Below are 26,818 nucleotides of genomic sequence, written 5' to 3'. Positions count from 1 at the left end.
TATTCTTTCAACAATTTCAATTAAATGTCAAATTTATCTCCTGGTTTCATCACTTGAACAGAAGTTGTTGAAACCATTTCGGCAAACTCTTCTGGATCTTGTTCAATGACAGGAAAAGTATTGTAATGTATTGGTACTACTTCTTTTGGTTTCAAAAATTGAGCAGCTTTTGCTGCATCTTCTGGTCCCATTGTAAAATTATCACCTATTGGTAAAAAAGCCACATCAATTGGATGGTTTTCTCCAATTAATTTCATATCACTAAATAGCGCTGTATCACCTGCATGGTAAATTGTTTTACCCTCTACAAATAATAAAATTCCTGAGGGCATACCTGTATAGATTATTTGTTGATCTTCTGTTATATAAGCTGAGCCATGAAAAGCCTGTGTGAGTTTTACTTTACCAAAGTCGAATTGATGTGCACCTCCAATATGCATTGGATGTGTATCTATGCCTTGCCAAGATAGATATACTGCTAATTCATTAGGTGCTACAACGAGCGCTCCAGATCGTTTTGCAATTTCCACAGTATCTCCAACATGATCATTATGACCATGCGTTAATAAAATCACATCTGGTTTTTGCTCTTCCACTTTTAAATCTGTCAGACTATTGCCTGTAATAAACGGATCAAATAAAATCGTATAGCCATCATTCGTTTCAACTTTTACAATTGAATGTCCATGATAAGAAATTTGCATAGTGTACCAATCCCTTCAATGTATATTCTCCAATTTTATTCGTTATTGTTACTTATTTTCCTCTTTTTTGTTAGACTAGAGTTGAAAAGAGTTACTTAAATTATAGATTTAATCATTTATCATTATTCAAGAGCTCTGAATTTCTAAGGAGGATACTTATGAACAAAGTCCAAATTATTCAAAATTATTTACAAGAAAAAAATATTGATGCTGCATTCATTACAACACCTGATAATGTATTTTATCTTTCAGGCTTCAGCAGCGATCCTCATGAGCGTCTCCTTGGCGTAATGGTATTTAAAAATGCAGAACCTTTTATGATTTGCCCTAAAATGGAAGTTCCAGATGCAAAGGCTGCGGGCTGGTCATTCGAAACAGTTGGTCATGACGATACTGAAAATGCATGGGAAATCTTCCATAACACTGCTAAAGCTCGCAATGTTCAATTAAACAGTATTGCAATTGAGAAAACTCACCTAACAGTTGAACGTTTAGAAGCGCTACAAGCTTTTTATCCAACTACAAAATTTGTTGGTCTAGATGAACAATTAAACAATATGCGTTTAGTAAAATCAGAAGATGAATTAGAAAAATTGCGCGTTGCTGCTAAATTAGCTGACTATGCTATTGAAGTTGGTTGTAACGAATTAGCTGAAGGTAAAACTGAAATTGAGGTATTATCTGCAATCGAATCTGCAATGAAAGCAAAAGGCGTTTACATGTCTTTTGATACAATGGTACTAACTGGATTAAATGCCGCTTCACCACATGGAACACCAGGTACTCAAAAAATCCAAAAAGGTGATTTAGTATTATTCGACCTTGGTGTTGTATATGAAGGTTATTGCTCTGATATTACGCGTACAGTGGCATTCGGTGAACCTTCTGAAGCACAAAAAGCTGTTTACGAAGCTGTAAAAAAAGCCAACGAAGCTGCAATTGCTGCAGTTAAACCAGGGGTTCCTGCGATGGACTTAGATAAAATTGCTCGTGATGCTATCAGTGAAGCTGGATACGGTGAATACTTCACTCACCGCCTTGGCCATGGTTTAGGAATTTCAGTACATGAATTCCCGTCTGTACATGGTGCAAACGAAATGACCATTAAAGAAGGTATGGTCTTCACAATCGAACCAGGAATCTACAAAGGTGATACAGCAGGTGTCCGTATCGAAGACGATGTCTACGTAACTGCTAATGGTGTAGAAGTACTAACAAGCTTCCCTAAAGAACTACAAATCATTGAACCAAAATAATAATATAGATTAGTTAGAACCGCAACTATGGTGAATAGTTGCGGTTTTTTATTATTTACATTTTCTAAAAAGCTTTAAGTAAAATTCAATAATTTGTTGAATATGAGGATATGAATTGTAAAGTTCGCGGATACAATTCAAAAAGTCGAGAGTATTTGATGAAAGAACGCGAGTAAACACTCTTAAAACGAGAGTAAATAAAAACTGAAAATCTCCCTATTTTAACTGATATAAAAAAATAGACCTCTCATAGTTTGAGAGGTCTACGCAAACATATTATTATAAAAGACTATCTACAGCAACATATGGATAATCCAAAGCTTCTGCTACTGCTTCGAATGTAACATGTCCTTCTAATGTATTGATTCCTTTTTTCAAAGCATCATTTGTTAAGCATGCTCGTCTATAACCTTTATTCGCAATTTCTAATGCATAAGGAACTGTGTTATTTGTTAATGCAATTGTTGATGTGCGAGGTACAGCACCTGGCATATTAGCTACTGCATAATGTACGACGCCATGTTTGATATATGTTGGATCGTCGTGAGTCGTGATACGATCAGATGTTTCAAAAATACCACCTTGGTCAATCGCAATATCTACAACTACAGAACCAGGAGACATTGATTTAATCATTTCTTCAGTAACTAATTTTGGTGCTTTCGCTCCTGGAATTAGCACTGCTCCGATTACTAAATCAGATTGTTTCACTGCCTCTGCTATATTATATGGATTCGACATTAATGTTTGCACATCATTGCCAAATTGATCATCTAATTGACGTAAACGTTCAGGACTTAAATCAATAATGGTTACTTCTGCGCCCATGCCGATTGCAACTTTCGCTGCATTAGCACCTGCCATACCACCACCGATAATGGTTACTTTAGCACGTGGCACCCCTGACACGCCACCAAGTAAAATTCCTTTACCGCCTTCTTGCTTCTCTAAATATTGTGCTCCGATTTGTGTAGCCATTCGCCCTGCTACTTCACTCATTGGTGTTAATAATGGTAATGAGCGGTTTGGTAATTGCACTGTTTCATAAGCAATTGCTACTACTTTTTTATCAAGCAGAGCTTGAGTTAATTCAGGCTCAGGAGCTAGATGTAAATAAGTGAATAGAATTTGTCCTTCGTAAAAATAATCGAACTCAGAAGAAATTGGTTCTTTCACTTTCATCACCATTTCTTGTTTCCAAGCTTCACCTGCTGTTGGAACTATTTGAGCACCTGCAGCTTTGTAATCCTCATCTGTAAATCCTGAACCAAGACCAGCGCCTGTTTCAATAAATACTTCATGTCCAAACACTGTTAAGTTCAGCACACCTGCTGGGGTCATTGCTACACGGTTTTCGTTGTTTTTGATCTCCTTTGGAACGCCGATTTTCATACTCCATCCTCCTCATACTAAAAAAAGTAATCCTTTGTTTTTTATGTATATATTTGTACCTTACATAAAAACAAGTTAATTGTATCAGATTTATCCATACTTTTGTTGATTATTTAGAAAATTATCTTTTTTAAGATAACGGCATTGAAACATTGGAAATTATTTTGTCCAAAAAATGAACATACAGGCTACATTCTATTGGATTTTTAGACTTTTTTACAAATTTTCAAACTTGGAATTAAAGGGATTTTTTTAAAGACGAAGAATGGTATAATGGATTTATAAAAAGGAGGAATCGATTATGGCATTAACTTATAAACACATCGTTGTGGCAGTAGATGGTTCAAAAGAGGCTGAATATGCGTTCAAAAAAGCAATTGCTGTAGCAAATCGTAATGAATCAACTCTTAATTTAGTAAACATTATTGATACTCGTTCATTTGCTGCAATTGAAGCTTATGATCGCTCTATTCAGGAACGTGCTCAAGAGTTCGCTGAAGAATTATTAGAAGGATACAAAAAAGAAGCCGAAGCTGCAGGCGTAAAAAATGTAAATGTATTAATTGAATATGGTTCACCTAAAACAATTATTACAAGAGATATCTCTAAGAAACTTGAAGCAGATTTAATTATCTGTGGTGCTACTGGTCTTAATGCTGTTGAAAGATTCTTAATTGGTAGTGTTTCTGAAAGTATTGTGCGTTCTGCTAAATGTGATGTTCTTGTTGTCCGTACAGATTCTGTTACAGAATAATTCATATCCTTTCAAATACAAAAGCTTACAGAGCATAAATGTTCTGTAAGCTTTTTGCTTATTATTAGACTACTTTTGCTAAACAAGCACTTTCCGCTTTTATTCTATCCAGCTACAAGTGCTAGCTTTTCGGGGCAAATAACCTCCCCGCTTTGAGGCATAGAACGCCTCTTCGCGTGAAGAACATTTGACCGACAAAGCTAAACAAGCACTTTTCGCTTTTATTCTATCCAGCTGCAAGTGCTAGCTTTTCGGGGCAAATAACCTCCCCGCTTTGAGGCACAGAACGCCTCTTCGCGTGAAGAACATTTGACCGACAAAGCTAAACGAGCACTTTCCGCTTTTAATATTACTTTTGTTCTTTTTTCCATTTTTGGACTTTGGCAAAGAATAATTCTAGTGCTTTCATGTTTTTCATATTTGGAACTTTTGCAAGAAGTACCTCTTTTACAGGTTTTTCTGTTTCACTTTTCTTTTGTATAATCAATAAGCTTTTTGCATGAGCTTTACTGGAAAATAGTTCACTAGGTAATTGTACCAAAGCTTGAATCCAAGCTTTTTGTGTAATCAATTTGTTAAGTAATGCGGATTGTTCTGATTCAAAAAGATGATCAGGTACGAGGAAGAATAGATAACCGCCGTCTTTAACATATTTTAGAGATTGTTCTATAAATAGATGATGTGCGTAAGTCATTCCTTCTTGTGCCTTTACTTCATACTCTTTTGCAACTTCATCATTTGGATAATAACCAACTGGTAAATCACAAATAGCAGCATCTACAGGATCAATCATTAGATTTTCTAGTGCGTCTTGTCGATAGAGTGCAATCGGCTGTTTCTCTAATTCTGCTGATGCTGCTGCAAGTTGAATTAACAAATCATCAATTTCAACTCCGACCCCTTGAATCTTATCTCCTACCAAGTTCATTACTGTTAATAGTAGATTTCCTGTTCCAATTGCTGGGTCAAGAACAGTTATTTTATGATTTGTTTTAAATTCTTTTTCATAAAATTGTTCCACAAAATAACCTAGTAGTAAACCAAGTGAATCAGGTGTCATTTGGTGGTTTGGTTGTGCACTTTGACGCATACCTTTTAAAATGCATAGTTGAATTGCTTTTCTAATTTCTTCTTTTGTAGGTTCACTTCCTGAGGGACTGATTTCACCATCTAACCATGTATTTAATGTTTCTAGAACACTATCTAAATAAGTTAAATCGTGCTCTTTTGATAATTTTTCTGCATATTCATCTATAAATGAAAATAACTTTTCAATGTTTTCCATTTTTTTCTCCTTCAAAACGGAAACCCACTCTTCAGATACGAGTGGGTTTCCCATTGTCTATTGGCATTAATCGAAATTATTTTGCAAGTGTTTTAACAGCTTCTAATGCACTATTGTAATCAGGATGATTTGTACCTTCAGATACATATTCTACGTAAGCAATTTTGCCTTCTTGATCAACAACAAAGATTGAACGTGCTAATAAACGTAATTCTTGCATATGTACACCATATGCATCACCAAATGATAAATCGCGATGATCTGATAAAGTATAAATATTTTCGATGCCGTTTGCCCCGCACCAACGTTTTTGAGCAAATGGAAGGTCACAAGAGATAGTTAAAATAACTACATCTTCACCCAATCCTGTTGCTTCTTCGTTAAAGCGACGAGTTTGTGCATCACATACACCTGTATCTAGTGAAGGAACTACACTGATTAAGACAGTTTTACCTGCAAAGTCTGATAAGTGTTTTTCTTCTAGACTAGTTGACAAAACTGTAAACTCTGGTGCTTTGTCACCTATTTTAATTTCTGGTCCTACTAATGTTACTGGGTTGTTTTTAAATGTTACTTGTACCATTTCAACGCCTCCTCGATATAATATTACTCGAATCTTTCTGGCTCTTGCAACTGTGAAGGCTCATCATCATTAGGGCCTTTTGTCGCATACTTATTTTCAAAGCTTTTTTGTGAATTTTGGCTTTCATTTTTTTCAACAGCCATGACTTTTTCTGTTTTTTCATAGTTTCTCTCATAAACAACTTTTGTATCTGCAATAAAATCATGAATTGCTTTATGATTCGGTGTAAAAGCTACAATAATATACAAAAGTTTAATCGTAACTGAGATAAATCGTCCAATGCATTCACGGAAAAGCACAGTTCCCCACGTTAATGGTTGCCCATTCTCCGAAATAACTCGGATCCCAAGTACCATTTTCCCTATAGTTTGACCCCAAATTTTCGTCATAATAACAAAATAACCATAAAAAATGAGACCTGTGGCAAATGTATAAGGTGTGATATACATGATTTGAAATTCTTCCCAACCAGTAAAGTAAAATAATGGCTTTACTGTGATAGCAGTTAGGGATGAAATAACGATCAAGTCAATGATATAGGCCCAAAATCTAGTCCAAAATCCTGCAGATTTCAAGTGATACTCTATAACTTTCTCTACTTGCACTGGCTCTGGGCTTAGTGTTCTGACATCAATTGCTTCTGACATAGTCCCATCCCCCTTATTCTTCACCGTATAAATACATCATTCGAGGTGCACTATTTTTTGATAATAATTTAGTAATAGCTTCTTTTTCAGCTGATCCACCTAATAATGTATTTATTTTTGAAGAAAATAGTGATGTCCAATCTTGAGAAGATGTGTATTCATAAACTTCTGCATCTTCAAGATTATTCTCCTTTTTAAGTGCAGCAAGTGCATCTTCACTATATCCCAACTTATCTACTAATCCAGCCTTCACTGCTTGAGAACCATTCATAATACGACCATCAGCAATAGCCTTCACTTCTTTGATAGACATACCACGTCCATCTGCTACTACTTTTACAAAGCGATTATATGAGTCATTCACCATCCCTTGCAAAAGTTTCCGATCTGCATCTGTCATACTTCTCGCGCCACTCATAATGTCTTTATATGGACCCGTTTTAATGGTGTTAAATTCAATTCCATATTTTTTTGCTAACTTACTATAATCCATCCCTTGCATAATAACACCAATTGATCCAGTGATTGTTTCTTCATCCGCAAAGATTTTATCAGCTGGTGCAGAAATATAATAACCACCTGAAGCAGCCATTGATCCCATTGAAACATAAACCGGGATATTTCTTTCTTTTTGTATTTGTTTGATTTTCTCATAGATTTGTTTTGATTCGTTTGTACCACCACCAGGTGAGTTTACTTTTAAAAGTACACCTTTTACTTGGTGATCATCTAAAATATCATCTAATTGTTTGATAAAGAATTGGTGATTATATGTTTCAGAACTAAATAAAGAATTAGAATCACCTGTGTCTTGTATTGTTCCATTAACTGTTAATATCGCAATTTTCTTTGCAGGATTCCCAGTTTTTATCACATTTTTATCATATGTACTGCTCATATTAATCGCAGAGTCAAAACTCTTCTTAAAATCCAATTTTGCAAATGACCATGCAATACTTGCGATGGTAGATACGACAAATAATAAGGCTGCAATTCCTAGTGCAACCCATCTTTTTGCTGTCATTACTTTTCCTCCTTTTATCCTTCTACTACTTATACGATTGAAAACTCCAAATGTTTCATGCTTTTTGATGAATTCGATGTGACTTTCTTACTCCAGCAATAGTTGATATGGAGAAAATTACTAAAGCCAACCAAATGAACGAAAACGAAACGAACTCTGTTCCACCGAAAGATTCATGATAAACAATAACCCCTAAAATAAGTGTCATTGTTGGAGAAATATATTGGATAAAGCCAACCAAATACAATGGAATATTTTGAGCACCAGTAGCAAATAAAATAAGTGGAATTGCTGTTACGATACCTGTTCCAATTAAAAACAAATTAGTCGTCATATCGACATGGAGAAACGACATATTTCCCTGGAAATAAAGATACATATTATAAATTAAAGCGACCGGTAAAATAAACATCGTTTCAATTACCAATCCTCTGGTTGCATCTAATACGATTTGTTTTTTTAATAATCCATAAATCCCAAAACTTAATGCTAAACCAATTGCAACCCATGGAATCTCTCCATAAGATACACATAGAATTGCAACACCAATTGCAGCAAGTAAAAATGCTACAATTTGTGATTTAGATAATTTTTCTTTCAAGAAAATAATTCCTAATAGTATAGATATAATTGGGTTCATATAATACCCTAAACTTGTTTGGACTATATGATCATGATTCACTGCCCATATGTAGATAAACCAATTTAACGAAACTAAATAAGCTGCAAAAAATAATGACCAAAAGGCTTTTTGATGACGCCATAATTCTTTAAAATCTACTATCAATGTTTTACCTTGTTTTAAAAGTAATACAAAGATTAACGTTAAAACAAATGACCAAATTACCCGACTAGCCAATATTTCTTCACTCGATACGTGTTGAATCACTTTCCAATAGAGTGGAAAGAGTCCCCATAACAAATATGCTCCTATAGATGCTAAAATGCCCTTTTTTTCATTATGCAAAGTATATTCACCTCATTTACTTTAATAACCGATTTAATCATTATAATTTTTTAACATAAGAAAGTAAATGTCACTAAACTAAAAAAAGAACCACCATCAGCTGGTGGTTCTTAACTTTTTTAAATATGTTGTTTATTTTTTTCTTGTTCACGTAATTCAATTCTTCGGATTTTACCAGATGTTGTTTTTGGTAATTCTTCCACAAATTCAATTGCACGTGGATATTTATAAGGTGCCGTTAGATTCTTAGTATGCTCTTGTAATTCCTTTACTAACTCATCAGATGCCTTTGATGGATTTTTTAATACGATGAATGCTTTTACAATACTACCTCTAACTTCATGTGGACTTGCGATCACCGCACATTCTTGAACTTCTGGATGTTTTACAAGGGCATCTTCCACTTCAAATGGCCCAATTGTATATCCCGAACTAATAATTATATCATCACTACGTCCTTCAAAGAAGAAGTAACCGTCTTCGTCTTTTCTTGCACGATCTCCCGTTACATAATAATCTCCACGGAATTGTCTCGCAGTACGCTCAGGATCATTAAGATACTCTTTAAATAACGCTGGTGTTGAACGGTGTACGGCAATATCTCCAACTACACCTACTGGACATGGTTGCCCATCTTCATCAATTACCTCTACAACATTACCCGGCGTAGGTTTTCCCATTGCACCTTGTTTTGTAGGAACATCTTTTAAATTACCAATAAGTAGCGTATTTTCTGTTTGGCCATAACCATCTCTAACATGAAGATCAAATACTCGTTTAAAAATGTTAATAACTTCTTGGTTTAAAGGTTCACCAGCTGATACTGCACTATGCAAAGCTGATAAATCATAATTTGCTAAATGGTCAACTTTTGCCATTACGCGGTATTCAGTTGGTGTACAACAAAGTACTTGGATTTTGTATTGTTCAAGCAATGATAAATACTTATCTGCATTGAATCTTCCGTTATAGACAAATCCAGTTGCCCCGCTACCTAATACCGATAAGAATGGACTCCAAATCCATTTTTGCCACCCTGGACTCGCAGTAGCCCAAACAACATCGCCTTCGTTAATTCCTAACCAATGGGCTGCTGCCGTTTTTAAATGAGCATATGCCCAACCGTGTGTATGAACAACGCCTTTTGGATTACCTGTCGTACCACTTGTATAAGATAAAAACGCCATATCTTCTCTTTTGGTTTTCACGTTTTCAAACTTTTCTGACTCTTTTTCAGCCTCTTGAATCATTGGAATCCAAGGCTCATGTGCTTGGCCAATCACGTATTGTTGGATATTCTTTAGATGCTGCACTTGATCAAATTGGTCAATAAATGGTTCGTATGCAATAACTGCTTTAGCATTACTATGCACTATTCGATAGTCAATTTCCTTTGCTCTTAACATTTCAGAACTTGGAATTACAACTAAACCTGCTTTTAATGCCGCTACATATGTAATATAGGCATCGATTAATCGTGGCACCATTATTAGTACCACATCCCCTTTTTGTAAACCATGATTTACAAATACATTTGCTACTTGATTAGCTCTTCTTATTAAACCATCATATGTTATAGTCTCTTTGCTGCCAAGATCATTTTCAAAAAGAATAGCTAGTTTTTCTGGATTTTCTGCAAATCTTTCAATTTCTTCTACTAAATTGTAATTTTCAGGTGCAATTAAATCCTCTCGTTTCATAAATAATCCCCCTTGAATAACGAATTGGAATAGCAAATTAATTATATCGGATGTGATGAAAGATTACAATTAAATACCAATATCAAATATTAGTAGTTGGTACTAAAACTGAGTTTTCTACTATTTAAGTTATTTAATACCAGATTCCACTAACACTTCTTCTTTTGTTTAAGCAAAAAGATTTTTCTGAGACGAACCCTGCACGTGATGCAGTATACAATACTTTTATATACGAGAAGGCAGTTCGTTCATAGACAGCGGAGCTAAAAGCAGATAAGCTTAAAAATTTTGTGTTACACATTTTTCAGCGACCAAAGGTATTAGTAATGCTCTTTGCTCAGAAAACAAGAAACCGGAGAAGAATGTTATTCTCCTCCGGCTCTAAAGCGTTTAGCTTCTTATATATTTAGTTATTTTCCATTTTGATACCCGCTCATTTGTTGTTGGGCCATTGCAACTAAACGCTTAGTGATTTCTCCGCCAACGGATCCGTTAGCACGCGCTGATGCATCTGCGCCAAGACTTACACCAAATTCTTGTGCGATTTCGTATTTCATTTGGTCTACTGCTTGTCTTGCGCCTCGTACTTCAAGTTGGTTTGAACTACCTGAATTGTTGTTTGCCATGTCAATCACCTCCTTTGTACATATAGAATGTACCGGAGAGAAAAAATCATACACACAAGTTTAAAATAATTAATTTATGGAGATGAATAGTTGTTAACCAAAAAAATCTTAAAAAGGTGTTTTAAAGGAAATGAAAACCGAGGAAAAATTCAATTGAATTTTTCCTCGGTTTTTTTTACTACTTATGAGTATACTAAATACTCAAGACTTTTTATTTTGAATAACCATTCAGCTGTTGTTCAGCCATTGCAACTAAGCGCTTAGTGATTTCTCCGCCAACGGATCCGTTAGCACGCGCTGATGCATCTGCGCCTAGCTGTACACCAAATTCTTGTGCGATTTCGTACTTCATTTGGTCAATTGCTTGACGAGCACCTCGTACTTCTAATTGATTTGAACTTCCTGAGTTGTTGTTTGCCATGTGAATCACCTCCTTGTGCATATAGAATGTGCTGGAGGAAAAAAAACATACAACAATATTTACAGGAAATTTATTCTTCTATTAGAGTAAATCTAGAAATTCATCTGTTTTCTTTTTAGGGAATGAATGAATTTCACGGTTTTTCACAGCTCTTTCAATCATTTCATCAAAATCAGTGAAGCTTTCGTAATAATTCATTTTTTCTACACGAGGTTTTGTTTTTGGATTGGCTGGTGTAAAAACTGTACAGCAATCTTCAAAAGGTCGAATTGAAATATCATAAGTACCGATTTTTTGAGCAACTTCGATAATTTCTAATTTATCAAAAGTGATCAATGGACGCAAAATAGGTGTAGTCGTTACATCATTAATAGCGGCTAAACTTTCTAAAGTTTGGCTTGCAACTTGTCCTAAATTTTCACCAGTAACAATTGCCTTTGCATCAATTTCTTTACGAACTATATCTGCAACTTTCATCATCATACGACGAGTTGAAGTCATTGTTACATTTTCCGGAACACTACTTTGAATTTTTTGTTGAATTTCTGTAAAAGGTATAACATGTAAGCGAATATTCCCACCGAAGCGGCTTATTTTTTCACAAAGTTCTTTTACTTTACCTAGAGATTGATCGCTTGTAAATGGTGGACTAAAGAAGTGAATTGCTTCTACTCTTACGCCACGTTTCATCATATAATAAGCTGCAACTGGACTATCAATACCACCAGATAGAAGTAATAATGCCTTACCATTTGAACCAATAGGTAAACCACCTGCACCGTGAATAACGTCAACCATCATATAAACAGCTTTTTCACGTACTTCCACACGTAATTCAATATCAGGATTTTTCATTTGAACTGTCATGCCTGGGAGCGATCCTAACACATAGCTACCGATAGTTTGTTGAAGTTCGTATGTTTCCATAGGAAATTTTTTAAAAGATCTTTTTACATTTACTTTAAATGTTTTTCCTTTATAGTCCATTCCTTTTACAATTTCAACTGCTAAATCTTTCATCACTTCCAATGTAGGTTCACATTGCGCCACTGGGCTAAATGAATGAATTCCGAAAATATGTGGTAAACGTTCAATGAGTTCTTCCATTTCAGTATCCACTTCACTGCTTAAATACATTCTGTCACGTTCTGAACGAATGCGCAGATTTGGAATATCGGCAAATGTATATCGTAAATTTTCTTTTAAGCGATTGATAAATAATTTTCGATTTCGACCTTTCGTTGTAATTTCACCGTAACGAATTAAAATTTCATGCCATTTCATGTTGTTACATCTCCTTCACTTGATGCATCACTTTACTAAAAACTGCTTTAAAAGTTTCAATGTCAGCATCTGTAATTCCTTCACCCAAACTCATACGAATGACTCCTTTTTCATAAGATGGGTCAAGTTTTATTGCACGTACTACATGGCTGACTGTATGTTCTTTTGATGAGCATGCACTAGAAGTAGAAATAATAATCCCTTCATGTTGCATGGCATTTACTAGTATTTCACCTTTTAATCCTTTCACTGCACAACTAATTATGTGCGGTGCTCCTTCACTACCAGAAAGTACATGTACATAAGGAAACTGTTTAAAGAATTCATGTAAGTCATCACGCCATTTACTGTATTGCAAAGCTTTTTGCGGTTGTTTTTCAATTGCTAAGCGAGTAGCTTTTGCCAGTGCTACATCTTGTGGAACTGCAACTGTTCCACTTCGATAACCCATTTCTTGTCCACCACCATGAATAATTGGATTAATATTCACCTGTTTACGTAATGCTAAAAAGCCTGAGCCTTTTAATCCATTAATTTTATGTCCAGAGACAGTAATTGCATCTGGACCATCTTCTCCTTTAAATTGTACAGGAATCTTACCAAAACTTTGAACCGCATCCATATGATAAAATGCCCGACTATTTTGGTGAATAATATTAGCAATTTCAGTTACTGGTTGAACAGCACCCATTTCATTGTTCACATGCATAATGCTAACGACAACTGTATCTTTTGTTAGTTTTTGTTTTAAGTCTTCTATTAAGATTACACCGTGTTCATCAACATCAATAGTATCTATAGTAAATCCTTCTTTTTCCAAAGCTTTAGCACTTTCTAGAACAGATGCATGTTCAATTGCAGAAACAAGTATTTTCATACCTCTATGTTTATTTGCTCTTGCTAATCCTTTAATAGCAAAATTGTTGGATTCAGAACCTCCAGAAGTAAAGATAATCTGCTCCGGTGAAGTTTTTATAATATCGGCAATTTGTTCCCTTGCTCGAGTTAGTAATGCGTTTGCTTCCACACCCATTTGATGAAGTGATGCTGGGTTTGCATAATAGCGTTCATTGGCTTGTATAAACGTTTGCAGAACAGCTGGGTCTGGTTTAGTTGTTGCACTATGATCTAAATAAATCATTGTTTCTCCTTCCTTCCAAAAGAAAACCACCAGCACAGAACCGTGCGGTGGCTTAATGCTTTTCTTATTATGAACGTCAAACCTCGCTTTTGGCAAGTACCTGAATTTTTTTCATAGCACCCGGTTCAACAGCTTCAACAGCGGTTGCAGCATATTCTAGAGCTTTTGTGTATCGCATTTCACGGAATGCATCTTCTGCTTCTAGTAAACGTTGATGCATGGTTAGATTAGAATTTCTGTAACGATTACCATACTGAATAATTTGTTCAATTAATTGTACATTTTCGAGCATTTCAATAGCAGTATTATGTACGTCTTCTATGCATTTTTCTGCAATTTCAAGATTTTTATAAACCGTATTCATATTTAGTGGTATCTCTTGAAGATTATTAACCACAACAAATATTCTTTCTGCAGCTTCTTCTAAACGTGCATCCATTTCTTCAGGAACACCTGGTATATTGGCCTTATGTAACATTCGTTCTGTATCATGAAGTAATTTTTTTAGATGATCTAATTTAGCTCTCGCTTTATTTTCATCTATTCTCAAGTTTTCTATATTATCCGCAAATTGATCTTGTTCTTCAAACAATTGTTCAATGGATGTTTTTATCTCTTTTAAAGCTTCTTCCATACTAGAATAGGCTGATTTTTCCTCTTGTACTTCAACTGCTAATAATTCATATCTTTGGCGCAAAGAAAGTAGTTGTTGTTTACAATTAGCTGGTACTTCAGCTTCTTTTTCTGAAAGATGATAGCTTTTTTGCACAACATTTGCTTCTTCCACCGTTTTTTCAGTTGCTTCAATTGCAGATTCAAGTTGTTCGCCAATTTTTACAAAATAATCATCAACATACTTCTTACCAATTACTTCTTTTTCTAATGCATCGTAGAATGATTCAATTTCATCCTTTATTTCGTTTACACGGTGTTGTACTAAAGAAATATCTAGTTCAGCTATTTTTTGTTTAAATTCAGCTAAACTTTCTTCTATCTGATCGAGCTTTTCTAAAATTTCTAGATGAACTAGGAAGTATGATTGACCTTCCATTTCACGATGTCCATTACGAATTTCATGAATATCAGAAGGAATTTTATGTTGAATTTCCGTCAATAATGTCGGAATTTCATTAATTAGTTTAAAGATTGTTTGACCTTCAGTGTTTAAGTTCACGACAATTTCTCGAGCCTTTAAATAATTCCCAGCAGCCGTTAATTGATCGTATTCCTCGAACTGTGGATTAAATGTTTCCAATCTTTTTTCTAATGGTTCAGCTGCCGGACCATATGAATATTGGTGAGCCAGCAACGTTTTTCGAGCCGAACGATATTGTTCCTTTAGCTGTTCAATTTCAATTCGATTCTTTTCTTCACTACCAATCAATTCATCTAGTTCTTTTAAAATTTTCACCATTTCTTGATCGTACTCTGCAATTTGAGATTCGATTTCTCTTTCAATCTCTGTAGCTTTACCAAAATTAAATTTATCTACTTGTTCTTCTGCATCAAATAAAAGGACGTCTATTTTTGGCATTTCAATATCCATTATTTCTGTCCATTTGTTTCGCCAACGTTCGAACATTTCTTCAGTTTGTCCATTCATGTTCAATGATTTGACTTTCATCAATTCTTCTAGCACTGGCTTATTTTGAATTTGTAGTTTCTTTTGGTCAAGTCTTTGAATTTCTTTTTTATGTTTTTTACGAAAAACAAAGATAATTGCTATAATTACAAATAGTACGATGATGGTAGGAATGATATACTTCATCGTAAGCCTCCTGTCCCAAAATCAGTTTTTCAGCTTCTAATTAAGCTTAATAGTACCATGTTTTAGGGTATTTTGTTTACCCTTTAAGAGAGATTTCTCTTAAAAATATCTACTATTCTATTAAATTAAATTATTTGGAGGGATTTTATTGAAACGTGATGCACATATTCATACCCCATACTGTCCACATGGCACTAAAGACTCTTTAGAAAATTATATCAAAAAAGCTATAAAATTGGGATTCAAAGATATAACTTTCACAGAACATGCACCATTACCTACCAATTTTGAAGATCCAACACCCGAAAAAGACAGCGGTATGGATCCACACTTTATCGTATCTTATTTAAATGAACTCAATACGTTAAAGGAACAATACAAAGACGATATACATATACGTATTGGCTTTGAAGTTGATTATATTGTTGGATATGAAGTTGAAACAACTAGCTTTTTAAATCTTATTGGCTCACAAATTGATGATGCCATTTTGTCTGTTCATTTCTTAAAATTTAATGATGAATATACATGTATCGACTATTCCAGTGAAACATTTTTGGAATTTACTAAGAAAGTTGGTTCTGTAAAATCTGTTTATGATTTATATTATGAAACTTTGAAAAAATCAATTTTAGCTGACCTTGGACAATATAAACCAAAACGAATCGGTCACCCAACGCTAGTACACAAATTCCAGCTTGCGCATGGTGAACAAATTGATGATGATGCTAATATTAAAGAAATACTTCAACTGATGGCAGATCACCATTATGAACTTGATGTTAATAGTGCTGGTCTAGCAAAAACAGATTGCAAAGAGCCTTATCCACCATTACGATATATTAAACATGCAAAATCATTAAATATTCCATTAGTTTTCGGTTCTGATGCTCATCAAGTTACAGATTTACATCAATATTATGATAAAATATTTCCTATTGATTAAAACGGAGGTTTTATGATGTTTCAAAAAACAAATTATAGCGGTGATTTAGCTGCACGATACAATTTATTGGCAAAACAATTAGATGCTTTACTAGAAGGAGAAAAAGATATTGTTTCAAATTTAAGTAATGCATCTGCACTACTCAATCAATTTCTTGATACTATCAATTGGTGTGGATTTTATTTATTAAAAAATAACGAATTACTGTTAGGACCATTTCAGGGCTTACCTGCATGTATGCATATCCCTATTGGCAAAGGTGTTTGTGGAACTTCAGCTCAATTAAAAGAAACACTTGTAGTTGAAGATGTCCATGCATTCCCAGGGCATATTGCTTGTGATAGTGCATCTCAATCTGAAATTGTTGTACCCATTATCATTGATGATCTTCTATACGGCGTACTTGATATTGATAGTCCTGTAAAAGGTCGTTTTTCTAAAGAAGATCAAATTGGTCTTGAACAATTTGTTGCAGTTTTAACTAAACATATTCACGCCTAACACAAAATGGATGTCTTCTATTTATTTAAAATATAGAAGGCATCCATTTTTTATTTATACGTTTTGTTTATAGGTTATATATTGTTAGTAAGAATTCATTTAAGCATTTACTTGTTGATACAAGCAATAACGGTTTTTCCCATTGTTTTTAGCTTCATATAAAGCAACATCTGCATGTTGAAACAATACTTGATAGGTAGATTCTGTATCCTTTTTCCAAAAGGCAATTCCTGAGGAGATGGTAACTGATGGATTTGTCGTTTCAGGTACTAGTTTAATAATATTATTGACAATTTCAATTGTATCGCAAAGGTTTTTATTCGGTAGGTAGATAGCCATTTCCTCTCCACCCCATCGAGCACAAATACCTTCATTTTGAATTGCCTGTTGGAATTGTTCCGCAATTGTTTTTAAAATAAGATCGCCAGTTTGATGTCCAAATGTATCATTTATTTGTTTAAAATTATCAATATCACATAATACAAAGGAACCAAATTCATCAACTTCCATTGATTTTTCAACATAACGATCTAAATATTTACGTGCATATAACTTTGTTAGATGATCACGATCCACCATTTCTTGTAACTGTTCTCGTAGTAATATATTAGAAATAGCTAATGAAGAATGGCGAATAATAGATTGCATTAGTTTAAAACTATCGAAAGAGAAATAATAAGGTTCTTCATGTAAAATAGCACAATATCCTTGGACATTTTCTCTTATTACAATCGGTACTGCCATCATAGAATTGTATTTGACATGTTGATCAATTAAGTTATCAAAATCTGCTACGAATAAAGGATCTGCGGATTTCTCAAAATGATTTGTAATATAGTTGCTGTAGATATCGGCTTCTTTCTCATAGAAAAATGCTGAGGTTCCTTTTTCATTGTGATACTTATTATTTTCAATCAATGCAAAACAAATTCCAGAAGGAGTAAATGATTTGTTTAATTGCTTCGTTAGAAAAGATAGTATTTCTTCTTTATTTAATTTCATATTTAATCTCTGAGATGTTTCGTTAATAAGCTGTAAATCCGACACTAAACGATGTGATTGATGATAGAGTTTTGCATTTTCAAGGGCATTACCAGATGTTTGTGCCAAATGCTGGATAAACCTCTTTTCCCTTGAATTAAATTGATAACCAGGTGGCGCAAAAATTTGAAGTACACCATAAATACCTTGTTTACCTTTGATCGGTGCATTTAGTAAACGATAATCTATATCTGTAGCTTCTTCAACCGTCATTTCTCCTGATACAAATGATTCGATCGTAGAAGGTCGTTCTAATAGGTAATCAAAGACATATACATCTTCTATTTGTCTACGATCTTGGTCATTAGATAATATCAACTTCGATTGAAACTTTGGAAAAATTTTTTTAACACCATGAATCATCGCTTCAAGTATATGATTGACATCCATAGTAGAGTGAAAAATCTCTGTCATTTCAAATAGTTCGCGGTTTAACTTTTGCTCATAGGTATTTCTATGATTGCTCTTTATCATCCTAACAGTTTCAGATATAAGTTTTTCTAATTCCAACTTATAAGGAGTTTGTGCAAAAGTTTTCCATATCTGTGTTTCCTCTAGCACTAGTACCCCCAGAATTATACTATTTTCCCCTTCTAATACAAGGGCATCTCCAGCGTATTCAAAATATTGTTTAAATTGATCTACTAATAAATTCGGAGATTGATGTCTTTGTTCGAAATAAGGTGCAACAGATACATAAGGAATGCCTTTAGATATGTGATTGCCTTCGCTGAACGTTGTTAGTGGATAAAGGATATCATGTTTAAGATTTAGAAATTCTACATTTTCTATTTTAAATTCTCGGAAAACCATCCCTTTAAATAGTTCCAAATACTCAATTGAAGCAAGTGGATTTTTAGCACAATTTATCCACAAATCAAGCAGTTGACACTTAATATTTTGCATTATTTGTAGATTTCGCAACGTTCCATCACCTTTTTCTTCGATACAACATATATATTTTTAACTATTTATAGTATACACTAAATAAGTCTTTTACACTATTAACATTTCTTTTTTTCTATTTTTTAACACAAAACACATTATAAATTACTATTCCCTTTATTTCTATAACATTTACTTTAAATAAATAAGCAATTATACTTGACACTATATCTTCCAACAGATAGAATGAAGCTTGTGTAAAATAAACGCAGCGGTTGTATGGTTTGATTGATTTATTTTATTCCTCTACTATGTAGACGGTGTATTGCGTAACTCTTCGGCTGCAAGAGCGAAGATACATGAAAATAAAATGACAATGAAGCTAAATACATCTGGTTTTTATTTTATGCCAAATAAAAAACCAAAGGAGGAGACTTCCTAATGTCTCGTTATACAGGTCCTTCTTGGAAATTATCACGTCGTTTAGGTATTTCTTTAAGCGGTACTGGTAAAGAAATCGAAAAACGTCCATATGCTCCAGGACAACACGGCCCAACTCAACGTAAAAAATTATCTGAGTACGGCTTACAATTACAAGAAAAACAAAAACTTCGTCATATGTATGGTATGAACGAACGCCAATTCCACAACTTATTTGTTAAAGCTGGTAAAATGAGCGGTGTTCATGGTGAAAACTTCATGATCCTTCTTGAAACTCGCTTAGACAACCTAGTTTACCGTCTTGGTTTAGCTCGCACTCGTCGTGCTGCTCGCCAATTAGTAAACCACGGTCACATCTTAGTTGATGGCAAACGCGTTGACATCCCTTCATACAGCGTAAAACCTGGTCAAGTGATTTCTCTTCGTGAAAAATCTCAAAACCTTGCAATCGTTGAAGAAGCAATCGAAGTTAACAACTTTGTACCAGAATATCTTTCATTCGATGCAGACAAAAAAGAAGGTACTTTTGTACGTCTTCCAGAACGCAGCGAATTATCTGCTGAAATCAACGAATCATTCATCGTCGAATACTACTCTCGTTAGTCTTCGAGTATTTCAAAGGATATTTTTGAAAAACCTTGTATCCGTTATTGTAACGGTTACAAGGTTTTTTCTTTTTGTAGAAATCCTAACATTCATCTACAATAGGCAAACGTTTTATATTTCACATAGGGTAGGCACACAACTAGTCCTTCCTCCTAAAATCTCATATGTTAATAATGAAATTACCCTTATTATAAAGGAGGTCATAAAATGTACAACAGACAATGGAATCATCCTCACGGTGGAAAAGGTTGTCATGGTATGATGCCATACTGCTGCCCACCACAAACATTCCCTGCACAATTCGATCCACCACAAATTTCACCGACAAGACAAATCGTAAAAACAAACATTATTAATACAGTCGTTCCACACATTCATCCTACTCATACAACTACAGTGAACAAACACATGATTAATCATGAACATTACTTCCCACACACAGAATCTGTGGTAAATGAATGTTACGAAAACCATATAATGTGTGAAATGCCACATAAACCTTGCTGTCCTCCAAAACACCACGGTATGTGGAGATAAATAGTTGATGCCTATCTCTTAAGTTTGAATTATAATATAGCTCAATATCGTCCATTCTCTCCCTTGTACACCAATCTAACAATGCTTATCCCCTCGCCAGGCTACTTTGCCTGGCCTTTCCTTTCTATTTATCTCCAATTAAAAATCTTCAAACATCTATATTATCCAAAAGATCTATTATAATATATATTTGTACATATCTTACCGAGGATGGTTACCAATGAAAAAAAACACTACACTATCGAAATTAAAAGACCATGCAAAAAAACTAAAGCACTATCTATTTGTGCTTTATCTATCTTACAAAGACAATAGAACCCCATGGTACGCTAAAATTATAGCAATTTGTATAGTTGCTTATGCTTTTAGTCCAATCGATTTAATTCCCGATTTTATTCCTATTTTAGGCTATTTAGATGACCTTATTATTGTTCCATTAGGAATTTACATTGCTCTTAAATTGATCCCATCTCAAGTTATAAATGACAATATGGCAGTTGCAGAACAAGTTAAAAAAAATGGAACACCAAAGAATTGGTTTGTTGGTAGCCTTATTATAATTATTTGGTTCTTGTTAATTACATGGATTAGCCAGATCATTATCGAATTTGTCTGACAAAAACTAGTGTATCAAGACTCCCCACCAAATTTTTATAGCTGTTACGATTAAAAGCGCAGAAAAAATCCATTGCAGTTTTTGTACAGATAATTTTTTGCTTATGCGAACACCAATTGGCGCACCAATTAATCCAGCAATAGCTAGATAAATCGCTAAATGATAGTCAATATTATGGGAAAAAATTTTCCCAATAACTGTTCCTATTGAAGATAAAAAAGTGATTGCAAGTGAAGCTGCTATTGCTAAGCGAGTAGGCACTTTAATCACTTGAATCATTAATGGTATAAAAAGAAAGGATCCACCTGCTCCTATCATTCCAGCTACAACCCCAACGAAACTCCCTACTAAAATAGATAATACCATTTTGCTTTTTTGAGGCATTTCATTATGAAGATTATCTTTATCTGGCTTAAACATTAATACGACAGCCACAACTGCTAATATTCCATAAAGCATATTAAGATAAGAATCTGGCACAAATTTCGAGAAGAAGCCCCCTACAAAGCTACTGATCAATGCCGGTATGCCTATAGACCAGACAAGACTTGAAGGTAATTCCCCTCCTTTTTTATAAGTAATGACACCGCTTAAAGTTGAGAAAAAAACTTGAAATGATGTGAGTCCAGAAACCTCTAATGAGGAAAAACCTTCAAATCCAAACAGAGGTGGTATAAACAACAATAGTGGGTACATGACTATTGCTCCTCCAACACCAACCAAACCGGAAAAAAAGGATCCTATAAGCCCTAAAAGAATCAGTAATAGGATTAAGTTCAAATGAATCACTCCTTATATCTAGTTTCCTTATCATCCTTTGCGTTTTTACATAAGAGACCAGAAAGAAATTCCCCACAGTACGTGACATACTTTTTCTTTTCTTTCAGGTAGAACTCTTTCTACACGCTTCCATTTGGACCTTTTAGTGTTTTGACCAGTCAGACACTCTCCGTTTTTTACTTTATCTAGCTGATCAATAAAATAAAAAACGGAGTATGTCCTATAGAAAACATACCCCTCTTTTAATTCATTTTATTCAATTGGACCTTCCCATGCTAACATTCCGCCATTCATATTAACCGCTTTATAGCCTTGATCCTCTAAAAACATCGTTGCTTGTGCACTACGTCCTCCAGAATGGCAAACCATAATGTATTCTAAGTTTTTGTCTAACTCATTCATTCGGAATTCAAGTAATCCTAATGGTATATTTTGAGCAATAGTGATTTTCCCTGTAGTCACTTCTTCTGGTTGACGAACATCGATGATATTGATTTCTTCCCCTTCATCCATCATCTTTAATACTTCATGTGGTGAAATGGTTTTCATCATGCATATCTCCTTTAGCGACTTTTCACAAGTAAATCAACAGCTTCTTTTATAAGTGTTTCTCTGTCTTTATCTTGTAGCTGGCGTTCATCCGACATACAATGCACTAAATTAGTGCTGACAATAAGCCCTATTGTACGATCAATAGCTGAACGTGAAGCCGATAGTTGTGTTATCACGTCTTTACAATCTTTTTCCTCATCAATCATTCGGATTACACCTTTTAATTGACCTTCAATTCGTTTTAGGCGATTACGGATTTGATCATTATACTCCATATGCTTCACTCCCTTTCATACTTTACTTATAACTCGTTACGATATTATACCCCTTAAGGTACCCTGTCAAGAACATCGAATACAATGTCACTTTCATCTGGAGATTTTCTTCCATCACTGATGCTTAGCTAAAGCAATCTATGATTTCCACCTATCTTCTCTCTCAACTTTGTATCACCTTAATGAGAGATAAAAATAAATAACTTGAAAAAATATACCCCTAGTAGTATATTATAAATACCTGATAGGGTATATAAAAATTTGACGTGTTTCCCAATAAAAACATCTATGAATTTTATTCAAGAAGCTGATTTTATCAAAATTTGATGTTAAGTTTATACAATCACATTTATTTAAAGAAACGAAAGGAGCTTTGAGATTATAAAACAATGAAAGACTTAGACGTAACGATCTATTCAACTAGTAACTGTGGTTATTGCGAATTGATGAAAAATTTTTTACAAGAACAAAACATTGAATATGAGGTTATTAATATTCAACATAATCCAGATATGGCGCAATATTTAATGCAACAGACAGGTCGCTTAGGAGCACCTCAAACATCGATTAACGGTGAATGGGTACTTGGTTATGATCCAAATACTGCAATGAAAATCATTGAAAAACTAAAACACTTTTCAACAATGAATGGAGACTAAAGCTAATGGAATGGATATTTATAGTACTTGTTGTTGTCGTCTTTTTTTACTTCCGTACAAGAACAGCAAAAGGGGTAAAAAATATTTCAACAAATGATTTAAAAGGAATATTAAAAGGTAAAGATAAACAATTCATCGATGTTCGTACACCTGGTGAATATAAAGCTCGCCATATACCAGAATTTAAAAATATTCCGCTTGATCAGCTACCAGGAAAATTACAAACGTTAAAGAGCGATAAGGATATTGTTGTTATTTGCCAAAGTGGTATGCGTAGTTCTCGAGCAGCGAGTATATTAGCAAAAGCAGGCTTTCAAAATGTATATAATGTCAAAGGTGGCATGAGCCGCTGGTCATAAAATTCCATCCATAAGTTGTGTTATAATGACGCATAGCTTATGGATTTTTTTGTTAGAGAGGAGTCATACTATTTGAAGCTTATATCTATATGCCCAAGCAATACTGAAATCTTAGCGTATTTAGGAATAGAAAAATGGCTAGTTGCTGTTGATGATTATTCTGATTGGCCAGCTAGTGTGAAAGAGTTACCAAAGTTAGGACCTGATTTATCAATTGATATGGATATGCTTGAAAAATTGGAGCCTGATTTAGTTTTAGCTTCATTAAGTGTACCAGGTATGGAAAAAAACGTGTCTGAATTAGAAAGACGTGGTATTCCTCATATCGTATTAAATCCCAATAGTTTAGCAGAAATTGCGGAAGATTTAAGAGCAGTAGCTGATGCCTGCCATATTCCAGAACGAGGCATTACAAGAGCAACTCAATTCGAAAATTTTATCGACCGTATGCGAACAATCTCAAAGAGCTGTTCTGAATTACCATCTTGTTATTGGGAATGGTGGCCAAATCCAATCTTTACTCCAGGTCGCATCAATTGGTTGACAGAAATCAGTGAGATTGCTGGTGGTTATAATCTATTCAAAGATGTTGAACTTGCTAGTGTACAGACAGATTGGGAAGACATTTGTTTACGTAATCCTGATTATATTTTTTTAGCATGGGTTGGCGTTCCCTATAAACGAATTAAACCTTCTTTAGTTAAGAAAAGACCGAATTCACTTGAACTTCCAGCAATTGCAAATGATCGCATACATGGCATGGAAGAATGGCTTTTTTGCAGACCATCTCCCCGCTTGTTAGAAGGAGCATTGAAATTAGCAAAGATTTTACATCCTACTGAATACAAAAACATAGAACTTCCTAACTGGATTGTAGGAGCTTAAAAACGTTTAGAATTATTTTTTCTTTTGGGGTATTCCATAACCTTAAATAATTTGTTTTCGTTTCTCATGTAGTTGATTGGAACCGATGGTGAAAACACTTCCCATTAAAAATGCCTACACATAATGAATGTGTAGGCATCAGTGTATAAAGTTTCTTACTTACTTCTTATACAATCAGCTATTAATTAAATTTCACCATATGATATTTTTTCTTACCACGACGAATAATTGCGAATGCATCTTCCATTCGATCTTTAGCATCGATTACATACTCTAGATCTTTTACTTTTTCACCATTTACGGAGATGGCACCGTTTGTCACATCTTCACGTGCTTGACGTTTAGATGATGAAATGTTTGCTTCTACTAATAAATCAACAATATTTTTATCTGCTTTCGCTACTTCTACTGATGGAACACCTGAAAAAGCAACTTTCATTTCTTCTACTGAAAGTGATTTAAGATCCCCAGAGAATAATGCAGCAGTGATACGAAGAGCTTGTTCTAAACCTTCTTCACCGTGAATTAGTTTTGTCATTTCAGCTGCTAATGTTTTTTGTGCTTCGCGTAAATGTGGCTCAGTTTCCACTTTTTCTTCCAAAGCTTCAATTTCAGGGCGGGTTAAGAATGTAAATATTTTTAGATATTTAACAACATCTGCATCTGCAGTATTTAACCAAAATTGGTAGAATTCATATGGGGATGTTTTTTCAGGGTCTAACCAAACTGCTCCACCTGCTGTTTTACCAAATTTGGTACCATCAGATTTTGTTACCAATGGAATTGTAATCCCAAAAGCTTTTGCGTTTTCATCATGCGTTTTACGAATCACTTCTAGACCAGTAGTGATGTTACCCCATTGGTCTGAACCACCAACTTGAATACGTACATCGTAGTTATCGTAAAGATGATTGAAATCCAACCCTTGGATTAATGTGTAAGTGAATTCAGTGAAAGATAAACCTGATTCTAAACGTGATGAAATTGTATCTTTACTCAACATGTAGTTAATATTAATTAATTTACCGTAATCACGTAAAAATTCGATGGCACTTAATTTTCCTACCCAATCGTAGTTATTAACCAATTGTGCACCGTTATGATCTTCTGAGAAATCAAAAATACGCTCTAATTGTTTTTTAATACCTGCAACATTGTGATCAATTTGTTCAGCAGTTAGTAGGTTACGTTCTGTTGAGCGACCTGAAGGGTCACCAATCATACCTGTTGCACCACCAACTACAAGAATTGGACGATGACCTGCTTGTTGGAAGCGTCTTAGTGTTAACATTGGTACAATGTGACCAATATGCATTGAATCTGCTGTTGGGTCAACACCTACGTATAAAGAAACTTTCTCTTCATTCAATAATTTTTCCATACCTTCAGCATCTGTTTGTTGGTATAACAAACCACGCCATTGTAAATCTTCTAATAATGCATTTGTCATGATAATCCCTCCAAAATAAAATATATCCTACTTTAGCGCTGAATAAAAAAAGTCCCTGCATCATAAATGCAGGGACGTTAAGAACAATTTTAACGCGGTACCACCCAGCTTGAAGAATACATGATTCTCCCGCTTCAAATCGCTTTATCGCAGCGCCTACGTTCTCGCTCCAAATGTGTAATTCGCGTCCATACTATGACTAGCTTGCACCATCCGCTAGCTCTCTAAACAGGGAATATGTTCACTACTTCGCATTTTTCAATGCCAGAAAACTATTATGACTATTGTACTTCATTTTCAATAGTTGTCAATAAGGGAATAAGTATTATTATTGTCTTTTTGGATTATGGTATAATAGACAATATTTCAAAGTGTTATGAGTATCCATTTTTTTTACTTAAATCTATATTATAAACACTGTTTTTTTGATTGATTAAAAGAAAAAAAGTGGATAAAATTGCTTAAAAAAGGAATAAAACACATAAAAAGAGGTAATTTTATACATATGGGCTATTAAATAGCGATTGTATTATTACATACTTTGTTTAGATGATTATTCTTTTTACCAGCAATTATTGCATCATAATAGCCTTTACTCCATGATCCTGATTAACTCAGACATATCATGCTTCTTATATAGGAGCCACATTGAAATTGATCGTTGATGGTTGCAACAATGGTTATTTCATTGAAAACATTTTAAAGGAGGTAGGCCAACTGTCAAAGCGCACCA

28 protein-coding genes and 1 other annotated feature are annotated in these 26,818 nt (G+C 34.4%); of the genes, 10 read left to right on the top strand and 18 right to left on the bottom strand.

Annotated features, from left to right (window positions below; translation table 11 throughout):
- Positions 1-20 precede the first annotated feature (20 nt).
- Positions 21-704 (bottom strand): metal-dependent hydrolase, encoded by a 684-nt coding sequence (locus tag CEF14_RS00750; RefSeq protein ID WP_102691064.1) that lies wholly within the window; start codon positions 702-704, stop codon positions 21-23.
- 158 nt (positions 705-862) lie between these two features.
- On the opposite strand from CEF14_RS00750, the gene CEF14_RS00745 reads away from it, so the two are divergent.
- Positions 863-1,960 carry a M24 family metallopeptidase gene (locus CEF14_RS00745; RefSeq protein ID WP_102691063.1) on the top strand — a complete coding sequence of 366 codons (1,098 nt, stop codon included), beginning with the start codon at positions 863-865 and terminating at the stop codon, positions 1,958-1,960.
- A 279-nt stretch (positions 1,961-2,239) separates the two neighbouring features.
- Here CEF14_RS00745 and ald read toward each other — a convergent pair whose 3' ends face one another.
- The gene (ald, locus tag CEF14_RS00740) at positions 2,240-3,352 is read right to left on the bottom strand and encodes an alanine dehydrogenase (RefSeq protein WP_102691062.1); all 1,113 of its coding nucleotides are present in this window, start codon (positions 3,350-3,352) and stop codon (positions 2,240-2,242) included.
- 301 nt (positions 3,353-3,653) lie between these two features.
- On the opposite strand from ald, the gene CEF14_RS00735 reads away from it, so the two are divergent.
- Positions 3,654-4,106: a universal stress protein gene (locus tag CEF14_RS00735; protein ID WP_102691061.1), complete on the top strand. Its 453-nt coding sequence runs from the start codon at positions 3,654-3,656 to the stop codon at positions 4,104-4,106.
- Positions 4,107-4,455: 349 nt separating this feature from the next.
- On the opposite strand, the gene CEF14_RS00730 is transcribed toward CEF14_RS00735, so the two are convergent.
- The 11 genes from CEF14_RS00730 to ezrA all read right to left on the bottom strand — a co-directional run bounded on the left by CEF14_RS00730 (position 4,456) and on the right by ezrA (position 15,552).
- Positions 4,456-5,391: a class I SAM-dependent methyltransferase gene (locus CEF14_RS00730; RefSeq protein ID WP_102691060.1), complete on the bottom strand. Its 936-nt coding sequence runs from the start codon at positions 5,389-5,391 to the stop codon at positions 4,456-4,458.
- Between the two features lie 76 nt (positions 5,392-5,467).
- Entirely contained in the window at positions 5,468-5,974 is a 507-nt protein-coding gene (gene tpx / locus CEF14_RS00725) for a thiol peroxidase (protein ID WP_102691059.1), read from the bottom strand.
- A gap of 23 nt (positions 5,975-5,997) precedes the next feature.
- Positions 5,998-6,621: an RDD family protein gene (locus CEF14_RS00720; protein ID WP_102691058.1), complete on the bottom strand. Its 624-nt coding sequence runs from the start codon at positions 6,619-6,621 to the stop codon at positions 5,998-6,000.
- 13 nt (positions 6,622-6,634) lie between these two features.
- Entirely contained in the window at positions 6,635-7,645 is a 1,011-nt protein-coding gene (sppA, locus tag CEF14_RS00715; protein ID WP_102691057.1) for a signal peptide peptidase SppA, read from the bottom strand.
- 55 nt (positions 7,646-7,700) lie between these two features.
- Positions 7,701-8,612 carry an EamA family transporter RarD gene (gene rarD / locus CEF14_RS00710; protein ID WP_102691056.1) on the bottom strand — a complete coding sequence of 304 codons (912 nt, stop codon included), beginning with the start codon at positions 8,610-8,612 and terminating at the stop codon, positions 7,701-7,703.
- 119 nt (positions 8,613-8,731) lie between these two features.
- The gene (gene mbcS / locus CEF14_RS00705) at positions 8,732-10,312 is read right to left on the bottom strand and encodes an acyl-CoA synthetase MbcS (protein WP_102691055.1); all 1,581 of its coding nucleotides are present in this window, start codon (positions 10,310-10,312) and stop codon (positions 8,732-8,734) included.
- Positions 10,313-10,722: 410 nt separating this feature from the next.
- Positions 10,723-10,938 (bottom strand): alpha/beta-type small acid-soluble spore protein, encoded by a 216-nt coding sequence (locus CEF14_RS00700; RefSeq protein WP_102691054.1) that lies wholly within the window; start codon positions 10,936-10,938, stop codon positions 10,723-10,725.
- Positions 10,939-11,149: 211 nt separating this feature from the next.
- Complete coding sequence (locus tag CEF14_RS00695) at positions 11,150-11,359, bottom strand: alpha/beta-type small acid-soluble spore protein (protein WP_102691053.1); 210 nt, start codon at positions 11,357-11,359, stop codon at positions 11,150-11,152.
- An 81-nt stretch (positions 11,360-11,440) separates the two neighbouring features.
- Positions 11,441-12,643: a tRNA uracil 4-sulfurtransferase ThiI gene (thiI, locus tag CEF14_RS00690; protein ID WP_102691052.1), complete on the bottom strand. Its 1,203-nt coding sequence runs from the start codon at positions 12,641-12,643 to the stop codon at positions 11,441-11,443.
- A 4-nt stretch (positions 12,644-12,647) separates the two neighbouring features.
- Positions 12,648-13,784 (bottom strand): cysteine desulfurase family protein, encoded by a 1,137-nt coding sequence (locus CEF14_RS00685; protein ID WP_102691051.1) that lies wholly within the window; start codon positions 13,782-13,784, stop codon positions 12,648-12,650.
- 76 nt (positions 13,785-13,860) lie between these two features.
- Positions 13,861-15,552 carry a septation ring formation regulator EzrA gene (gene ezrA, locus CEF14_RS00680; RefSeq protein WP_102691050.1) on the bottom strand — a complete coding sequence of 564 codons (1,692 nt, stop codon included), beginning with the start codon at positions 15,550-15,552 and terminating at the stop codon, positions 13,861-13,863.
- Between the two features lie 148 nt (positions 15,553-15,700).
- Here ezrA and hisJ point away from each other — a divergent pair, with 148 nt between their 5' ends.
- Both hisJ and CEF14_RS00670 read left to right on the top strand, forming a co-directional pair.
- Positions 15,701-16,498, top strand: a complete 798-nt coding sequence (hisJ, locus tag CEF14_RS00675; protein WP_102691049.1) for a histidinol-phosphatase HisJ — start codon at positions 15,701-15,703, stop codon at positions 16,496-16,498.
- Between the two features lie 15 nt (positions 16,499-16,513).
- Positions 16,514-16,999 (top strand): GAF domain-containing protein, encoded by a 486-nt coding sequence (locus CEF14_RS00670; protein WP_102691048.1) that lies wholly within the window; start codon positions 16,514-16,516, stop codon positions 16,997-16,999.
- Between the two features lie 99 nt (positions 17,000-17,098).
- Here the strand turns inward: CEF14_RS00670 and CEF14_RS00665 are convergent, their stop codons facing one another.
- Entirely contained in the window at positions 17,099-18,964 is a 1,866-nt protein-coding gene (locus CEF14_RS00665) for a sensor domain-containing diguanylate cyclase (RefSeq protein ID WP_102691047.1), read from the bottom strand.
- Positions 18,965-19,366: 402 nt separating this feature from the next.
- On the opposite strand from CEF14_RS00665, the gene rpsD reads away from it, so the two are divergent.
- The 3 genes from rpsD (at position 19,367) to CEF14_RS00650 (ending at position 21,125) form a co-directional block, all read left to right on the top strand.
- Positions 19,367-19,969, top strand: coding sequence for a 30S ribosomal protein S4 (rpsD, locus tag CEF14_RS00660; RefSeq protein WP_102691046.1), 603 nt, complete (start codon positions 19,367-19,369; stop codon positions 19,967-19,969).
- Between the two features lie 210 nt (positions 19,970-20,179).
- Positions 20,180-20,509 (top strand): CotD family spore coat protein, encoded by a 330-nt coding sequence (locus CEF14_RS00655; protein WP_407690443.1) that lies wholly within the window; start codon positions 20,180-20,182, stop codon positions 20,507-20,509.
- 220 nt (positions 20,510-20,729) lie between these two features.
- Positions 20,730-21,125, top strand: a complete 396-nt coding sequence (locus CEF14_RS00650; protein ID WP_102691045.1) for a YkvA family protein — start codon at positions 20,730-20,732, stop codon at positions 21,123-21,125.
- Between the two features lie 6 nt (positions 21,126-21,131).
- On the opposite strand, the gene CEF14_RS00645 is transcribed toward CEF14_RS00650, so the two are convergent.
- The 3 genes from CEF14_RS00645 to CEF14_RS00635 all read right to left on the bottom strand — a co-directional run bounded on the left by CEF14_RS00645 (position 21,132) and on the right by CEF14_RS00635 (position 22,732).
- Positions 21,132-21,905, bottom strand: coding sequence for a sulfite exporter TauE/SafE family protein (locus tag CEF14_RS00645; RefSeq protein WP_170061390.1), 774 nt, complete (start codon positions 21,903-21,905; stop codon positions 21,132-21,134).
- A 252-nt stretch (positions 21,906-22,157) separates the two neighbouring features.
- A complete protein-coding gene (locus tag CEF14_RS00640; protein ID WP_102691043.1) occupies positions 22,158-22,454 on the bottom strand; it encodes a rhodanese-like domain-containing protein in 297 nt (98 codons plus the stop codon).
- A 14-nt stretch (positions 22,455-22,468) separates the two neighbouring features.
- On the bottom strand, positions 22,469-22,732 hold the full coding sequence (locus CEF14_RS00635) for a metal-sensitive transcriptional regulator (protein ID WP_102691042.1): 264 nt from the start codon (positions 22,730-22,732) through the stop codon (positions 22,469-22,471).
- Positions 22,733-23,121: 389 nt separating this feature from the next.
- Between CEF14_RS00635 and CEF14_RS00630 the strand changes: the two genes are divergently transcribed.
- From CEF14_RS00630 to CEF14_RS00620, 3 genes are all read left to right on the top strand, one after another.
- Complete coding sequence (locus tag CEF14_RS00630) at positions 23,122-23,391, top strand: glutaredoxin family protein (RefSeq protein WP_102691041.1); 270 nt, start codon at positions 23,122-23,124, stop codon at positions 23,389-23,391.
- 5 nt (positions 23,392-23,396) lie between these two features.
- Positions 23,397-23,750 (top strand): rhodanese-like domain-containing protein, encoded by a 354-nt coding sequence (locus tag CEF14_RS00625; RefSeq protein WP_102691040.1) that lies wholly within the window; start codon positions 23,397-23,399, stop codon positions 23,748-23,750.
- A 72-nt stretch (positions 23,751-23,822) separates the two neighbouring features.
- Positions 23,823-24,635 (top strand): cobalamin-binding protein, encoded by an 813-nt coding sequence (locus CEF14_RS00620; RefSeq protein ID WP_102691039.1) that lies wholly within the window; start codon positions 23,823-23,825, stop codon positions 24,633-24,635.
- Between the two features lie 181 nt (positions 24,636-24,816).
- Here CEF14_RS00620 and tyrS read toward each other — a convergent pair whose 3' ends face one another.
- Positions 24,817-26,085: a tyrosine--tRNA ligase gene (gene tyrS, locus CEF14_RS00615; RefSeq protein WP_102691038.1), complete on the bottom strand. Its 1,269-nt coding sequence runs from the start codon at positions 26,083-26,085 to the stop codon at positions 24,817-24,819.
- Positions 26,086-26,152: 67 nt separating this feature from the next.
- Positions 26,153-26,356: a binding site (T-box leader), on the bottom strand.
- Positions 26,357-26,818 lie beyond the last annotated feature (462 nt).

Source organism: Rummeliibacillus pycnus (assembly GCF_002884495.1).
Classification (GTDB): domain Bacteria; phylum Bacillota; class Bacilli; order Bacillales_A; family Planococcaceae; genus Rummeliibacillus; species Rummeliibacillus pycnus.
The sequence above is the reverse complement of the archived record's forward strand: the minus strand, read 5'-3'. Positions and strand labels throughout refer to the sequence as shown.

What these genes read in the sequence shown, in the direction of transcription:
- CEF14_RS00750 (WP_102691064.1), bottom strand. Translation starts at nt 704, where the DNA reads ATGCAAATTTCTTATCATGGACATTCAATTGTAAAAGTTGAAACGAAT.
- CEF14_RS00745 (WP_102691063.1), top strand. Translation starts at nt 863, where the DNA reads ATGAACAAAGTCCAAATTATTCAAAATTATTTACAAGAAAAAAATATT.
- ald (WP_102691062.1), bottom strand. Translation starts at nt 3,352, where the DNA reads ATGAAAATCGGCGTTCCAAAGGAGATCAAAAACAACGAAAACCGTGTA.
- CEF14_RS00735 (WP_102691061.1), top strand. Translation starts at nt 3,654, where the DNA reads ATGGCATTAACTTATAAACACATCGTTGTGGCAGTAGATGGTTCAAAA.
- CEF14_RS00730 (WP_102691060.1), bottom strand. Translation starts at nt 5,391, where the DNA reads ATGGAAAACATTGAAAAGTTATTTTCATTTATAGATGAATATGCAGAA.
- tpx (WP_102691059.1), bottom strand. Translation starts at nt 5,974, where the DNA reads ATGGTACAAGTAACATTTAAAAACAACCCAGTAACATTAGTAGGACCA.
- CEF14_RS00720 (WP_102691058.1), bottom strand. Translation starts at nt 6,621, where the DNA reads ATGTCAGAAGCAATTGATGTCAGAACACTAAGCCCAGAGCCAGTGCAA.
- sppA (WP_102691057.1), bottom strand. Translation starts at nt 7,645, where the DNA reads ATGACAGCAAAAAGATGGGTTGCACTAGGAATTGCAGCCTTATTATTT.
- mbcS (WP_102691055.1), bottom strand. Translation starts at nt 10,312, where the DNA reads ATGAAACGAGAGGATTTAATTGCACCTGAAAATTACAATTTAGTAGAA.
- CEF14_RS00700 (WP_102691054.1), bottom strand. Translation starts at nt 10,938, where the DNA reads ATGGCAAACAACAATTCAGGTAGTTCAAACCAACTTGAAGTACGAGGC.
- CEF14_RS00695 (WP_102691053.1), bottom strand. Translation starts at nt 11,359, where the DNA reads ATGGCAAACAACAACTCAGGAAGTTCAAATCAATTAGAAGTACGAGGT.
- thiI (WP_102691052.1), bottom strand. Translation starts at nt 12,643, where the DNA reads ATGAAATGGCATGAAATTTTAATTCGTTACGGTGAAATTACAACGAAA.
- CEF14_RS00685 (WP_102691051.1), bottom strand. Translation starts at nt 13,784, where the DNA reads ATGATTTATTTAGATCATAGTGCAACAACTAAACCAGACCCAGCTGTT.
- ezrA (WP_102691050.1), bottom strand. Translation starts at nt 15,552, where the DNA reads ATGAAGTATATCATTCCTACCATCATCGTACTATTTGTAATTATAGCA.
- CEF14_RS00670 (WP_102691048.1), top strand. Translation starts at nt 16,514, where the DNA reads ATGTTTCAAAAAACAAATTATAGCGGTGATTTAGCTGCACGATACAAT.
- rpsD (WP_102691046.1), top strand. Translation starts at nt 19,367, where the DNA reads ATGTCTCGTTATACAGGTCCTTCTTGGAAATTATCACGTCGTTTAGGT.
- CEF14_RS00655 (WP_407690443.1), top strand. Translation starts at nt 20,180, where the DNA reads ATGTACAACAGACAATGGAATCATCCTCACGGTGGAAAAGGTTGTCAT.
- CEF14_RS00650 (WP_102691045.1), top strand. Translation starts at nt 20,730, where the DNA reads ATGAAAAAAAACACTACACTATCGAAATTAAAAGACCATGCAAAAAAA.
- CEF14_RS00640 (WP_102691043.1), bottom strand. Translation starts at nt 22,454, where the DNA reads ATGAAAACCATTTCACCACATGAAGTATTAAAGATGATGGATGAAGGG.
- CEF14_RS00635 (WP_102691042.1), bottom strand. Translation starts at nt 22,732, where the DNA reads ATGGAGTATAATGATCAAATCCGTAATCGCCTAAAACGAATTGAAGGT.
- CEF14_RS00630 (WP_102691041.1), top strand. Translation starts at nt 23,122, where the DNA reads ATGAAAGACTTAGACGTAACGATCTATTCAACTAGTAACTGTGGTTAT.
- CEF14_RS00625 (WP_102691040.1), top strand. Translation starts at nt 23,397, where the DNA reads ATGGAATGGATATTTATAGTACTTGTTGTTGTCGTCTTTTTTTACTTC.
- tyrS (WP_102691038.1), bottom strand. Translation starts at nt 26,085, where the DNA reads ATGACAAATGCATTATTAGAAGATTTACAATGGCGTGGTTTGTTATAC.